This window comes from Kribbella caucasensis (assembly GCF_004361855.1).
In the GTDB taxonomy this organism is placed as follows: domain Bacteria; phylum Actinomycetota; class Actinomycetes; order Propionibacteriales; family Kribbellaceae; genus Kribbella; species Kribbella caucasensis.
On sequence record NZ_SNWQ01000015.1, the window covers coordinates 213308 to 225916 of the forward strand.

The 12609-nt window shown below is 67.7% G+C and carries 14 protein-coding genes; 8 read left to right on the forward strand and 6 right to left on the reverse strand.

All coding sequences use genetic code 11. The features are described 5' to 3' along the window. Positions 1 to 34: 34 nt before the first annotated feature. On the reverse strand, positions 35 to 1126 hold the full coding sequence (locus tag EV643_RS28515; protein ID WP_202869789.1) for a Gfo/Idh/MocA family protein: 1092 nt from the start codon (positions 1124 to 1126) through the stop codon (positions 35 to 37). Next, a complete protein-coding gene (locus EV643_RS28520) occupies positions 1123 to 1797 on the reverse strand; it encodes a ThuA domain-containing protein (RefSeq protein ID WP_133803243.1) in 675 nt (224 codons plus the stop codon). Before EV643_RS28520 ends, EV643_RS28515 begins: the two co-directional genes overlap by 4 nt. A 153-nt stretch (positions 1798 to 1950) precedes the next feature. Here EV643_RS28520 and EV643_RS28525 point away from each other — a divergent pair, with 153 nt between their 5' ends. Further along, the gene (locus EV643_RS28525; protein ID WP_133803244.1) at positions 1951 to 2718 is read left to right on the forward strand and encodes an MBL fold metallo-hydrolase; all 768 of its coding nucleotides are present in this window, start codon (positions 1951 to 1953) and stop codon (positions 2716 to 2718) included. A 103-nt stretch (positions 2719 to 2821) separates the two neighbouring features. Continuing rightward, positions 2822 to 4339, forward strand: coding sequence for an NCS1 family nucleobase:cation symporter-1 (locus EV643_RS28530; RefSeq protein WP_133803245.1), 1518 nt, complete (start codon positions 2822 to 2824; stop codon positions 4337 to 4339). On the opposite strand, the gene EV643_RS45935 is transcribed toward EV643_RS28530, so the two are convergent. After that, complete coding sequence (locus tag EV643_RS45935; protein ID WP_133803246.1) at positions 4329 to 4772, reverse strand: peptidase MA family metallohydrolase; 444 nt, start codon at positions 4770 to 4772, stop codon at positions 4329 to 4331. The two genes, EV643_RS28530 and EV643_RS45935, sit on opposite strands and share 11 nt — an antisense overlap. Beyond that, positions 4769 to 5656 (reverse strand): hypothetical protein, encoded by an 888-nt coding sequence (locus EV643_RS28540; protein ID WP_133803247.1) that lies wholly within the window; start codon positions 5654 to 5656, stop codon positions 4769 to 4771. Before EV643_RS28540 ends, EV643_RS45935 begins: the two co-directional genes overlap by 4 nt. A 134-nt stretch (positions 5657 to 5790) precedes the next feature. Between EV643_RS28540 and EV643_RS28545 the strand changes: the two genes are divergently transcribed. Continuing rightward, the gene (locus EV643_RS28545; RefSeq protein ID WP_133803248.1) at positions 5791 to 6093 is read left to right on the forward strand and encodes a nucleotidyltransferase domain-containing protein; all 303 of its coding nucleotides are present in this window, start codon (positions 5791 to 5793) and stop codon (positions 6091 to 6093) included. A 397-nt stretch (positions 6094 to 6490) separates the two neighbouring features. Here the strand turns inward: EV643_RS28545 and EV643_RS45060 are convergent, their stop codons facing one another. Next, positions 6491 to 6667, reverse strand: coding sequence for a hypothetical protein (locus tag EV643_RS45060; RefSeq protein WP_202869790.1), 177 nt, complete (start codon positions 6665 to 6667; stop codon positions 6491 to 6493). Between the two features lie 224 nt (positions 6668 to 6891). Here EV643_RS45060 and EV643_RS28555 point away from each other — a divergent pair, with 224 nt between their 5' ends. Beyond that, positions 6892 to 7716: a DUF3097 domain-containing protein gene (locus tag EV643_RS28555; protein WP_133803249.1), complete on the forward strand. Its 825-nt coding sequence runs from the start codon at positions 6892 to 6894 to the stop codon at positions 7714 to 7716. Here the strand turns inward: EV643_RS28555 and EV643_RS28560 are convergent. Further along, positions 7691 to 10276 carry a DUF3376 domain-containing protein gene (locus EV643_RS28560; protein ID WP_166665610.1) on the reverse strand — a complete coding sequence of 862 codons (2586 nt, stop codon included), beginning with the start codon at positions 10274 to 10276 and terminating at the stop codon, positions 7691 to 7693. The two genes, EV643_RS28555 and EV643_RS28560, sit on opposite strands and share 26 nt — an antisense overlap. Positions 10277 to 10414: 138 nt before the next feature. On the opposite strand from EV643_RS28560, the gene EV643_RS28565 reads away from it, so the two are divergent. From EV643_RS28565 to EV643_RS28580, 4 genes are read left to right on the forward strand one after another with little or no spacing between them, the layout of a single operon-like run. Next, entirely contained in the window at positions 10415 to 11047 is a 633-nt protein-coding gene (locus tag EV643_RS28565; RefSeq protein WP_133803251.1) for a hypothetical protein, read from the forward strand. Next, on the forward strand, positions 11040 to 11873 hold the full coding sequence (locus EV643_RS28570) for a hypothetical protein (protein WP_133803252.1): 834 nt from the start codon (positions 11040 to 11042) through the stop codon (positions 11871 to 11873). Before EV643_RS28565 ends, EV643_RS28570 begins: the two co-directional genes overlap by 8 nt. Before the next feature lie 43 nt (positions 11874 to 11916). Continuing rightward, positions 11917 to 12198: a type II toxin-antitoxin system Phd/YefM family antitoxin gene (locus EV643_RS28575; protein WP_133803253.1), complete on the forward strand. Its 282-nt coding sequence runs from the start codon at positions 11917 to 11919 to the stop codon at positions 12196 to 12198. Positions 12199 to 12200: 2 nt separating this feature from the next. Then, positions 12201 to 12593, forward strand: coding sequence for a type II toxin-antitoxin system VapC family toxin (locus EV643_RS28580; RefSeq protein WP_166665611.1), 393 nt, complete (start codon positions 12201 to 12203; stop codon positions 12591 to 12593). The last annotated feature ends 16 nt before the right edge of the window (positions 12594 to 12609 follow it).

Here is a 12609-nt window from a genome sequence, read left to right on the forward strand (position 1 = left end):
CAGCGCTGAATACGGCCCCACCCCACCGCCCCGGTCAGGTGCTCTCGGGAGACGCTCCCAACGGTACGGCGGCCGGCCGCACGACCGTACTCGCCACGTCCACGGGCTGGTCCTGCGCGGCCGCTTCGAGCAGCGACTCGAGCACGTCGAGGACGTGGTAGGCGAGCGCCCCGTCGGCCCGGTGCGGCTCGCCCAAACGAATGGCGCGGGCCATATCGGCCACACCGACTCCACGCCCAGCGCCCGCATAACCGCCCGCCACCGGGACCTCCGCCCAGTCCCGGTTCGTCGCGGTGACGATCTCCACGGTCCCGTCGAACGCGTTGGGATCCGGCACGGACAAGGAGCCCTCGGTGCCGTAGATCTCGATCCGCGGCAGCCGCGCGGCCCACACGTCGAACGACATCAGCACAGTGGTCAGCGCACCCGACTCGTGCTCCAGTACGCCGGTGACGTGGGTCGGGACGTCCACCCCGAACGTCTGCCCGGTCCGCGGACCGGTGTGCACCTTCCGCTGGTCGTGGGCCCGACCCGCTCGCCCCGTGACCCGTCGTACCGGTCCGAGGAGGGTGACGAGGCTGGTCACGTAGTACGGACCCATGTCGAGGAGTGGACCGCCACCGGCCTGGTAGTAGAACTCCGGGGCCGGGTGCCAGAGCTCGTGCCCGGGCGTGACGAAGGACGCCGTCGCAGCAGTCGGTACGCCGATGTCGCCGCGATCCAGGAGAGCGCGAGCGGTCTGGGTGCCCGTGCCGAGCACGGTGTCCGGCGCACAGCCGATCCGGAGGTCGCTGGCGGCCGCGAGTTTCAGCAGCGGTTCGGCCTCGGCCCGGTCGACCGCGAGCGGCTTCTCGCCGTACACGTGCTTGCCCGCTTGCAGCGCAGCCCGGTGCACCGGGGCGTGCGCGGCCGGGATGGTCAGGTTGAGCACGATATCGACGTCTGGATCGGTCATCAGGTCATCGGGCGAGAGGGCGCGGATGCCGGGGAACTTGTCCGCGATCGCCTGCGCCCGGCTGACGTCGAGGTCGGCGACCGCGACGACCTGGACGCCGGGGAGCTTGGCCAGGTGGTCGAGGTACGTGCCGCTGATGACACCGGTGCCGACGATGCCGATATTGGTCATTTGCTCGCCCACAGCAGCCCCCGCTCGATGATGGTCCGGACCTCGGGTACGTCGAGGTCGTCCAGCTTGTGCCCGACGGTGCAGACGAAGACGTTGCCCGCGCCCCAGGTCCGGGTCCAGACGGCGGGCATCACGGCGCCCTCGATCCACGGGTAGTCCGGGTGCGAGCGGAACGTGGTCGTCGCGAGCACGGTGTTGGTCGGGTCGTAGTGCACGTAGTACTGCTCGGTGTGTACGTCGAAGTGCGTGATGCCGTCGACGATCGGGTGCTCCGCGACCACGTCCACGCGGTAGTCGGTGAACCCGTGCGGGTGCGAGATGAACTGCCCGCCGACGATGAAGTTGTAGTCCGCGCTGTTCCGGAACGAGTCCGCGATACCGCCGTGCCAGCCGGCCAGACCCGTGCCCTTCCGGACCGCCGCGTCCAGGCCCTTCAGGTGCTCGGCCGGGATCTCGCTCATGGTGACGCACTGCAGAACCAGATCGGTGCCGTCCAGGTCCAGGTAGCTCTCGGTCGTGTCCGAGACGGTGACCTCGAACTCGTTTTCCCGCAGGAAGGGGATGAACAGGTCGGTCGCCTCGACCGGCGAGTGACCCTCCCAGCCGCCCCGGACCACCAGTGCCCGCCGTGTCGTCGTCACGCCGCCGCCCTTCGAAAGTTTCGGTGCCATGATCGGATATTTGCGATCGCCTGCCCGACACTAAGCGCCGCCAGGTCGGCCTTCAAGTCGGATTCCGCCGACTGGATAGGGCTTGCCGGGCGTTAGGGTCGACGGCATGGGATGGGTGCTGAGCAAGTAGTGGGGCGGGTTAGGGTCGGGGGCATGAGTTCCTGGGCCGAGTTGGGTGATCGCTGCTGGGTCCGCCGGTACGCCGAGTGGGACGTCAACGTCGGGCTCGTGGTCGGTCGCGACGGCGCGTTGGTGGTCGACACTCGGGCGACGATCGCGGAGGCCGAGGAACTGCGCGAGCACATCCGTGAGCTGACCGACGTACCGGTGCGCTGGGTGGTCAACACACACGCCCACTTCGATCACGTGGCCGGCAACAGCGTCTTCACGGAAGCCGAGTCCTACGCCCACGAGAACATCGCCGAACTGGTTGCCGTCGACAACACCTTCGCGGTTGCCAAGGTGATCGACCTGGGCGACCGGCGGGTCGAGCTCCTGCACCTCGGCAACGGGCACACCGACGGCGATCTGGTGGCCGTCGTACCGGATGTGGACGTGTTCTTCGTCGGCGATCTCGTCGAGGAGTCGGCCGCACCGTCGTACGGCGAGGACTCGTACCCGCTGGAGTGGCCGGACACGATCGACCGGGTGATCGGGCTGCTGTCCGCGACGGCGAAGGTGGTCCCGGGTCACGGTGCCGTGGTGGATGCCGAGTTCGTCCGTGACCAGGCAGGCGATCTCGGCACGGTCGCGAACACGATCTCCGGGCTGCACCACGGCGGCACGTCGCTCGAGGCCGCACTCGCTCACACCGACGACTGGCCGTGGCCGATCGAGCACCTCGAACAAGCGGTACGCCGCGGCTACGCCGTACTGGGTGTGCCCCGAAGGCCCACGTTGCCGTTGCTCGGGCCTGGCTGACCTGCCCGTACGGACACCGGTGGTAGTTATCCGTTGACAGGGTGCTCCCACATCCCGCACGTTGTTGCGAAGCAAACGCCCGCGACGGGATGAGGTGGGACCGATGGCCGTGACGGAACAGACCAGTCATCCCGACGGACGAGTCGAGCTGACCGATCCCGAGGTGATCGCGAGCAGCCGGTACGGCAACGCGGAACTCGCTCCGACCCGGATCCCCGAACGCAAGTGGACGACGTACAACTACGCCGCACTGTGGATGGGGATGGCGCACAACATCCCCAGCTATCTGCTCGCGGCCGGGCTGGTCGCGCTCGGGATGAACTGGTTGCAGGCGTTCATCACCATCACGCTGGGGAACCTGATCGTGCTGGTCCCGCTGCTGCTGAACAGCCACGCCGGGACGAAGTACGGGATCCCGTTTCCGGTCTTCGCGCGTGCCTTCTACGGCGTACGCGGGGCGAACTTCCCTGCGCTGCTGCGGGCCTTCATCGCGTGCGGGTGGTTCGGGATCCAGACCTGGATCGGCGGGCAGGCGATCTACACGATCGTCGGTGAGCTGGCCGGCTCCAGCTGGACCGGCGCGTCGTCGGTCGGCGGTCATCCGTGGACGATGTGGGTCAGCTTCGCGTTCTTCTGGGTGCTGCAGATGTGGCTGATCTGGCGCGGGATCGAGGGTCTGCGGCGGTTCGAGAACTGGGCCGCGCCGCTGGTCACGGCCGCGTTCCTGGCGCTGATGATCGCGATCCTGGTCAAGGCCGGCGGTCTCGGCCCGATCCTGGACCAGCCGTCGACACTCGGCTGGGACGCCGACTTCTGGAAGATCTTCGCGCCGTCGCTGATGGGCATGATCGCGTTCTGGGCCACGCTGTCGCTGAACATGCCGGACTTCACCCGGTTCGGGAAGGGCCAGCGGGAGCAGGTGCTCGGCCAGATCATCGGGCTGCCGACCACGATGTCGTTCATCGCGCTGGCCTCGATCATCACCACGTCGGGCACCGTGCTGGTCTACGGCTCCGCGATCTGGGACCCGGTCGAACTCACCCGCCGCTTCGAGAACCCGGTCGTGGTGACGATCGGCCTGATCATGGCGATCCTGGCCACCATGTCGTGCAACGTCGCCGCGAACGTGGTCAGCCCGTCGTACGACTTCGCCAACGCCCTGCCCCGCTGGCTGAACTTCCGCACCGCCGGCCTGCTCACCGGCGTGATCGGCATCCTGATCCAGCCCTGGCGGCTGATCTCCGATCCGTCGATCTACATCTTCGTCTGGCTGTCCTTCTACGGCGGGCTGCTCGCATCCGTCGCGGGCGTCTTGATCGCCGGCTACTGGTTCATCGACCGCACCAACCTGGCCTTGGCCGACCTGTACCTCCGGGGTGGCCGCTACTGGTACTCCGATGGCTGGAACTGGCGAGCCGTCGTCGCCACCCTCTTCGGCTCCTTGCTCGCGGTCGGCGGGGCCTACTCGAATCCCGGCGCCGGCCCGTTCCCGGAAGGCGGCCTGATCCCCATCCTCCAACCCCTGTACGACTACTCCTGGGTCGTAGGTCTCATCGCCGGCTTCATCACGTACCTGGCCCTGACCCGCTTCGTTCCAGCCAGAAGGCCCGTTACTTCTTGACCGCCGCGACGAGGGCTGCTTCCGAGATCTTCAGGTGCTTGCGGAGGACCTGCTCGCGGACAACCGGGCCGTCGTCACCGCGGGCGAGGTCGACATACAGCGCGTTCAATTTCGCCAGGCCGTACTTCGTCACCAGGTGCTCGACGATGATCCAGCTGACGCCGTAGCTCTCTTCGTCGTACTCCCCGTGGAAGACGCCGTCGATCGGGAGCACGGTCAGCTTCGGGATCGCCTCGCTCATCAGCTCGTCCCGCCAGTCGGCGACGTCCTCGTCGTACCCGCTCTGCTCGGCGAGCCGTTGCTCGACGTACATGGCATATCCCTCGACCAGCCAGGTCGGAGCGCCGCCGCCCAACGTTGACATCGCGGCATGCGTGAACTCGTGCGCGAGCAGGAGCCGATCGGCCTTGAGGCGCCCATCGGGATTGATCACCACCCGGCTGCCGACCGCCTTGAACTGGTCGGATCCTCCGCCGTCGGTGCCACGTTCGGCACGGCGACAGCACCGGCGGCATGTCCGCCAGTCCGCCACTCCGGATCCATCGAGCGCTTGTCGGCAAGGGCGATGACCAGAATGCCTGCCTGAGCACGCCGGGTAGCCGACCGCACCGCAGGCACAGCCGCCTGGGCCTCCCCCGCGAGCCGCTCAGCGTTGCCACCCTCGCCAGCCGGAACGACGACCAGTACGCCGGGCTTGCGCATCACCTCGATCGCTCCGAGATCCCAAGGCTCGCGGTAACCCCCGGAATCCAGCTCGGCCGCGATGTCGTCGTCATCCACCAGCAGCAGCCGACCGCCACGTTCAGCGAAGGTGTAACCGACGAAGGTGGCGCGCGGTGCCGTGTCGATACCGGCAACCTGCATCATCATCAGCACCCGGAACGCCCGAGCGCCAGCCCCGTGCTGCGGCCGCTCCTCCGGCGCCCAGGTGCTCTCCAGCCGGTAGCTCAACTGCCGCACACCGATCCTCCGCAGATTGCTGAACACCAGCTCGTGCCGCTTCCGCAGCTCCTGATTGCCCGGGTCTACAGCCTCCAAATACTGCGGCAGCCGCCCGGCCAAAACCGCCGACGCCCGCGCCTTGAGAATCGCTTCGACCTGCCCCGGCATCCGTTCCTCAGCAGCCGATTCAGACGCCGTCGGCGCCGGCGTACCCGACGCACTCACCTCGCCCGCCCCAGTCCCCGGCCCCTGCCGCCCCACCACCGCCCACGTCACCGCACCCGCCACAACCGCAAGCACGACAACCCCCGCGACCCACAGCCCCCGCCGTCGGCCCAGCTTCCCAGGCTCCGCGCCTGGCGCCTCCACATCCATCCCTGCCTCTCCCCGGCCCGGCCCCGTGCGGCCTGGTCGGCAAAGACTACGCCAGCGCGTCCGACCCGCAGGCCCCGTGTTGGCCGTCGAAATATCGTTGCTGTGGCGCCGGGATGCAGGGCAGTGTGTCGGTCATGAGTGAGCCGATCGTGCCGTCCGGCGCTGCGGTGGCGAGTCCCGAAGTGGTGATCTGGACGCCGGCAGAGATCGCGGAGACCGAGTACTGGGCTCAGCTCTACGGTCGGTGGGACCCGATGGATCTCGCCGGTGTAGCGGCGTTCATGGATGGGTTCGAGCATCCATGGTGGGTGGTCGGAGGGTGGGCGATCGACGCCTTCACCGGGCAACCACGCGAGCATGACGATCTGGACGTGTCGATCTTCGCGTCCGACGTACCCGCCCTCCGCGCTCACGTTGGTGATCGGTGGCACCTGTGAAGCCTCGCCGGCGGTGACATGCGACCCCTCACTCATCAGCATCCGGACGCGTTCCACCCCGCAAGTCAGCTGTGGGTGCGGAAGAACAGCGGAGCCCCGTGGGTCATCGACCTGCCGCTCACCCCAGACCGCGATGGACTCTGGACCAACAAGTACCTCCCCGACCACGCAGGCCCGCCCGACCAGGTCACCTGGATCGCGGACGACGGAATCCGCTACCTCAACCCCGAAGTCGTGCTCCTCTTCAAGGCAAGGCTCCGTCGAACGAAAGACGCACGTGACCTGGCTAGCGCCTGGCCCCTACTCGCAACGGCCAAACAAACCTGGCTCCGCGAAACGATCCGTCACCTAGACAACACCCACCCCTGGCTCAACAACTTGCCTGACGCCCACCGGCTCAACCAAGAAGCCCGAAGTCGCGCGCGATCGCGTCGTTGGTCTCAGGCGCGTCCCAATCCTCGCCCGCGACGATCCGCCCGGCCAGTGATCCCCGTCCTGCGGATCGACTCGCGCGCACCGGATCGCGTTCGCCCTTGTCGACGTTCGGGGTAGGCCCGTCAGTTGTCTCGTCCACGGGTCCATCATCCATCTCAGACGTTGTTCCCGTTGGATCGAGTGCCTTCGGTGGATGTCCTCGTCACTAACGCGTTGTTGCGCCGATGGCACGCTGCAACCCGCCATCGGTCCAACGACCTGCCAGCCGCCGCGGCCCCGGCTTGCTCAGCCGCGGGAGCGAGGGCGGAGTACGGGGGTGTGTGGTTGAGGGGGAAGGGGGTCGCGAGCGTTTACGGTGGGGCGGTGGCTGATCGGTATGGGAATGATGTGCTGGCCGGGGATTGGCGGAAGCCCAAGAACGGGCGGACCGTGAACGTCGAGCTTGAGAAGGGGCTCGTGGTGGAGGAGCCGTCGTCCGGGTTCGTCGGGGCGGTCGTGCGGTGGGAACACGGGGTGGTGGATCTGGAGGACCGCCACGGGAAGATCCGGACGTATCCGATGGGTCCTGGGTTCTGGGTAGATGGGAAGCCGGTGAGTCTGGTCGCGCCGAAGAAGGCGGGACCGGCGAAGAAGACCCGTACGGCGTCCGGGTCGGTCGCCGTCGACAACGTCCGGGCGAAGGTGGCCCGGGCCAGCCGGATCTACGTCGAGGGCCGCCACGACGCCGAACTGGTGGAGCGCGTCTGGGGTGACGACCTCCGGATCGAAGGCGTGGTGGTCGAGTACCTCGAAGGCATCGATGATCTGCCGGGCATCGTGAACCGTTTCCAGCCCGGCCCCGGCCGCCGTCTCGGCGTACTGGTGGACCACCTGGTCGAAGGGTCCAAGGAGTCGAAGATCGCCGCTCAGGTGACCAACCGGCACGTGCTCGTGGTCGGCCACCCGTTCATCGATATCTGGGAGGCGGTCAAGCCGTCTTCCGTCGGGATCGCCGCCTGGCCGCGGATCCCGCACGGTGAGGAATGGAAGAAGGGTGTACTGCGAACCTTCGGCTGGCCCGCCACCGACCAGGCCGACGTGGCCGCGGCCTGGAAACACATCCTCTCCAAGGTCAAGAGCTACGCCGACCTGGAACCCGAACTGCTCGGCCGGGTCGAGGAACTCATCGATTTCGTGACGCAGGACTGATCGGCGGCATCCGCTCCTCGATCCACTCCTTGATCCTTCGCCGGGTACGCCGTACGAACCAGCCGACCCCGAACAACAAGGCCCCGGCGGCCAGCACCAATCCGGCCAACAGCGACGCGATGATCGTCACCGCGGTCACCCCGACCACTCCGGCGACCACCAGCAACACCACCGCCAGTCCCAACGCAGCCGACGGCAACCACGGCTGGAAGATCAACGGCCGCTTGGTCTCACCCAGCTCAGCCCCCCGCACCAACCGGCTCCACAGGCTCTCCCGCACCGGCCGCGTGAACCAGCGAGCGACCTGCAGCAACCACGACGAAGGCTGGTTCTTCCGCGCCGCCATCGCCCGCACCCACTGACCGACCTGCGGCCCCAGTCCCCCGGACACCTCGACCATCCGGTCGGCGAGCCCTCTTGTGGTCGCGCGGCCGGCCTTCGACTGGTTCAGCTCGTCTCGCATCCGGGTCAGCGCGGCCAGACCAGCGTCGACCGGGAAGTCGTCGGCCAGCTTCTGCACCTGATCGGCGACCTTCTGGACCGTCCACTCCTCCGACTCGATCACCTGCCGCTGTGTCTCCCGGATCCAGTCCGGGTCGGCGCCGAGCATCGCGCCGAGATGGGCGACGCAGTGCAACCGGCCCATCAGCCAGTCCCACTTCCGCCAGTCGGCCGCGCCGAACGCACCGAAGTGCCCGACCTGCGTGCCGTACAGGATTCGGTCCTTCAGGTCGCCCGCGATCGATCCCTCGGGCAACTCGTCCAGCAACGTCAGCGGGATGTCCGGCCCGAGTCGCAGGAACTGGAACGGCGCGCTGCGCTGCTGCGGCGTCCGCGCCGACGTACACCGCGACACGATCTCCACCTCGAGCGCGGTCTCCACCACGTCCGCCCCGACGACCTCGATCAACGCCGAGAACTCGTCGCCGAGCACCCGCCGGATCTGCAACTGCTCGAAGACGTCGTTCAACCCGACCGCGACCGCTTCGGCCCCGCCGGCCGGCTTGAGATCCAGGTCCGCCTCGGCGAGCTCCTCCAGCAGCCTGTCCCGAACCGCCTGCACCTTCTGCAACGCATCGCTGGTCGCCGTCAACCGACGCCCGAGCTCACCACGATCCGCTTGCTCCGACCTGTCGATCTGCCCCCGCAACGACCGAAGTACCAGCCGTACTACGCGCTCCGCGGCGCCTGTCCCCCACGGCCAGCTCGGGGCCCCGTTGACGGTCTGCACCGGCTCCGTGCTGCCGTCCGGATCGGGGACCCAAGGGTGCTCGGTGGCGAGGACCTCGTCGATCTCGGCCTCGGTCAACGCGGTCGCCGGTTCCAGCACGGTCGTCTGGTCGTGCGACACGATCGTCACCGCCTCCCAGACCCCACCGGCCGCCCGGCCCCGCGAGTACGCCGGCAGCAGCAACTCGGCCGCGGTCCGCAACCGCTCCCGCTCCTTTTGTTGCTCGATGCAACGATCAAAGAGCCGCTGGGTGTCGGACCAGGACGCGTCCGCCTCCAGCAGCAACCGCTCCAGCTGCTCGACGTCGGAGCGGAAGTCCACCTCGCGCGGGAACTGCACCGCCGACAACGCCGACACCCGCCAGTTCGGCTCCTTCGATTCCGGCAACCGCGTCTCGGCCAGACCGATCCCGGCCGACGGTACGACGTACAGCACGTACCGGCTGGCACGGCCGGTCACCGGACGCCGCGCGACCACGTCGAGCACCGGCCCGAACGGCGCGTTGTCGAGCACCCCACCATCGACCAGCCACGCGCCGGAGTCGGCCTGGTGCTGCCCCGGCTGCATCCGCGGCGGCGACACGGCCATCTTCGGCGTCTCCAGCACCGGCCCGAACGCGGCCGGGAACGAAGCCGACGCGCGAGCCGCCCGGGCCAGCAACCTGGTGTCACTCAGCCCGTTGGTCTGCGTCATCGTGAACTTCCGGTTCGCCCCGTCGTACTTCGCGGACTGCTCACTCGTGAAGCCGAACAGGTACCGATGATCCGGTACGACGAACCGCTGGCCGGCCGCGTCCTTCGCCTCGAACTGCTGCACCCCGAGCCCCGACGCGGTCACGAACAACGTCACCGGCTCTTCCGCCTCGGTCTTGCCGGCGACGGCGACGCCTTCGAGCAGCTTCTTCAACTCGTCCAGGAAGTAGTTGCCGTCCAGCACCGAGGTCGACGGGACCCCGACCGCCGGAACCAGTTTGCCGACCTCGAGCGAACCCAGCCCGACCCACTTCTGCCGCAACCACGGGCCCTGGTCGCCGTCCGGATCCAGCGTCGACCCGTTCGCGATCGCTGTCGCCAGCAGGGATCCGTTCAGCCCGCCCGCACTCGTCCCCGCGATCACGTCGACGACCAGCCGGCGCCGTTCGCCGTCGCGATGGCACAGGTCGCGCCAACGGGCCGCCAGCACCTCGTCGTACGGCTGGGCGGCCGGCAGTTCGTCGCCACCCGATGCCCGCCGGACCAGGTCGAGCTCGTGCGTGACGCCGCCCATCCAGACCGCCAGGCTGACGCCACCGTTGAGCACCAGCGCGATCCTGATCTCGTGATCGGACATGCATCTCCCTTGTCGTCTTGGGGTACGACGTTCGTGACCGCACTCGACAGTAGTCGCAGCAGAGGGTGAACGAGAGAGCATACGAAGTGTTGTCGCCGACAGCACCCAGCGTCATCCTGAACAGAAGGGGTGATCGTCATGTCCAGTGGGCGAAGTGCACTGGCGATCGGGCTGCTGGTGCTGTCCGTGATCGGCTGTTCGGGCAACGATCCGGGCGATTCGGGCAACACCCTCGAGCCCCCGACCACTGGTGTGCCGACCGGCGAACCCAGCTTCGAACCGACCGAACCGGAGACCCCGCAACCGCCCCAGCAGAAGCCGTCGATCATGATCGCGAACGCACCGATCGGCGGCAACGTCGATGCCGACGGCGTCTACCAGTGCGCCGAGGTCAACTGGCTCGGCAAGAACCCGATCCCGGCCGGCGTCAGTATCCGGACCGGCGCGGCCCACCTCGAACCGGGCGGTGTCTTCGAACTCGACCAGTCCGGCTGCCGCCCCGACAACCGGCCGTGCACTGGCGTCGACTGGCAGGAGGAGAACTTCAAGCCGTGCTACGTCGGCGTCCGCCAGGTCGCGACCGGACACGCCGACGAACCGACCACACTGATCCTCCAAGCCACCGCGATCTGTCCGACGCAGGCGGAGTGCAACAACCTGATCGGGGATCAGAAGGGCAGCCAGATCACATTCATCCCCAACGGGCCGCCCACGTCTCCGCCGACCTCTGGCGGCGGGTTCCCATCCGCCTTGCTCACCGCGGATGGCTGACGAGCGGTCCCAGCTCGAACGCTGGGTGAGTTTCGCGGCCGGGATCGTCGCACCGATCACCGTCGTGAGCACCCTGCTGTTCTACTTCGGCTACGTTTCCGCGCGAGCGCAGTACGAGTACTTCGGGATCGACGTCGACACCATCGGCCTGAGCACCCAGGACTACGTGATGCGCAGCCCGCAACCACTCCTGGTCCCGCTGCTCGTCCTCACCCTGCTCGCCGTCGCCGGACTCCTGCTCCACAACGCGATCCAGCACACCACGACCACCGTCCGCCGAGCCGGCCTGATTGCCGTCGCCCTGCTCATCCTCGGCATCATCGCCCTGCTCGCCTACCCCTTGCTCGGCGACCTCCCGTACTACGCCCTCGTGGTCCCCCTCGCGATCGGCCTCGCCGCGGCCACCCTCGGATACCTCGCCTACCTCGGCGCCAAACTCCGCGACGCCCGCCCGCCGGCCCTCCTCATCGTCCTCCTCGGCATCGTCACCACCACCTGCGCCTTCTGGGCGACAGCGACAACAGCCCAGTACTCCGGCCGCGGCCTGGCCAAGTCCGACGCCGCCGACCTCGACCAGTTCCCCACCGTCATCCTCGACACCAAGGAGAAACTCCAACTCCGATCCCCCGGCCTCGAGGAAACCACCCTCCGCCCCGGCACCGGCCAAACCTTCAACTACCGCTACCGAGGCCTCCACCTACTCGTAGTAGGCCAAGACCGCCTCTTCCTCGTCCCCCACACCTGGACCCCCTCCAACACCACCCTCGTCCTCCCCCTGGACAACTCCATCCGAGTCCAATTCCAATTCCAGAACGACCCACCGTGAGATTGGATATGAGTTGTAGCACTTGGTGTGCTACAACTTGGGGGTGGAATCGATCGGGATCAGAGAGTTGCGGCAGCACGCGTCGCAGTACGTCGCCATGGCGAAGCGCGGCCAGCGAGTAGCTGTCACGGATCGGGGACGTCTGGTGGCGTACCTGGTTCCGGCCGAGGAGTCGGCCAGTGGCATCCTCGATCGACTCGCAGCAGCAGGCGAATACACACCACCCTCCGGAAGCCTTGCCGATGTTCTGCAGCCGGCTGATCCACCTCGCGGCAAGAGGCCGCTCAGCGAAGTGCTGCGTGAGATGCGCGAAGACGAGCGCTGACGGTGATCTACCTCCACACCTCGGCCTTCGTGAAACTCGTCTGGGCCGAGAAGGAAACCGCCGCACTGCAGGAATATCTGGCCGAGAACGCGTCGACGCCGTTGGTCGCCAGCACGCTCCTCGTCGTCGAAACCCGCCGGGCCGTTCAGCGAGAAGACCCGCCCACGATGGTGAACGCCGACCTCCTGCTCTCCCGAATCGGCCAGATCGGCATCGGTCCGGCGGTGATCGAATCCGCCGGCCGAATCCCGGAACCCACCCTCCGATCCCTCGACGCGATCCATCTGGCCACGGCCCTGATGCTCCAGGAGGAACTCCAGGCGATGGTCACCTACGACGAGAGACTCGCACGAACCGCGGCCGCTCACCGAGTACCGGTTGTCGCACCTTCGTAACCGCATCCCCTGCTGT

Bases quoted from the DNA above. Each gene is read 5' to 3' on its own strand.
- EV643_RS28570 (WP_133803252.1), top strand. From the start codon at position 11,040: ATGGCTGACGAGCGGTCCCAGCTCGAACGCTGGGTGAGTTTCGCGGCC.
- EV643_RS28560 (WP_166665610.1), bottom strand. From the start codon at position 10,276: ATGTCCGATCACGAGATCAGGATCGCGCTGGTGCTCAACGGTGGCGTC.
- EV643_RS28530 (WP_133803245.1), top strand. From the start codon at position 2,822: ATGGCCGTGACGGAACAGACCAGTCATCCCGACGGACGAGTCGAGCTG.
- EV643_RS28545 (WP_133803248.1), top strand. From the start codon at position 5,791: ATGAGTGAGCCGATCGTGCCGTCCGGCGCTGCGGTGGCGAGTCCCGAA.
- EV643_RS28520 (WP_133803243.1), bottom strand. From the start codon at position 1,797: ATGGCACCGAAACTTTCGAAGGGCGGCGGCGTGACGACGACACGGCGG.
- EV643_RS28565 (WP_133803251.1), top strand. From the start codon at position 10,415: ATGTCCAGTGGGCGAAGTGCACTGGCGATCGGGCTGCTGGTGCTGTCC.
- EV643_RS28515 (WP_202869789.1), bottom strand. From the start codon at position 1,126: ATGACCAATATCGGCATCGTCGGCACCGGTGTCATCAGCGGCACGTAC.
- EV643_RS28540 (WP_133803247.1), bottom strand. From the start codon at position 5,656: ATGGATGTGGAGGCGCCAGGCGCGGAGCCTGGGAAGCTGGGCCGACGG.
- EV643_RS28525 (WP_133803244.1), top strand. From the start codon at position 1,951: ATGAGTTCCTGGGCCGAGTTGGGTGATCGCTGCTGGGTCCGCCGGTAC.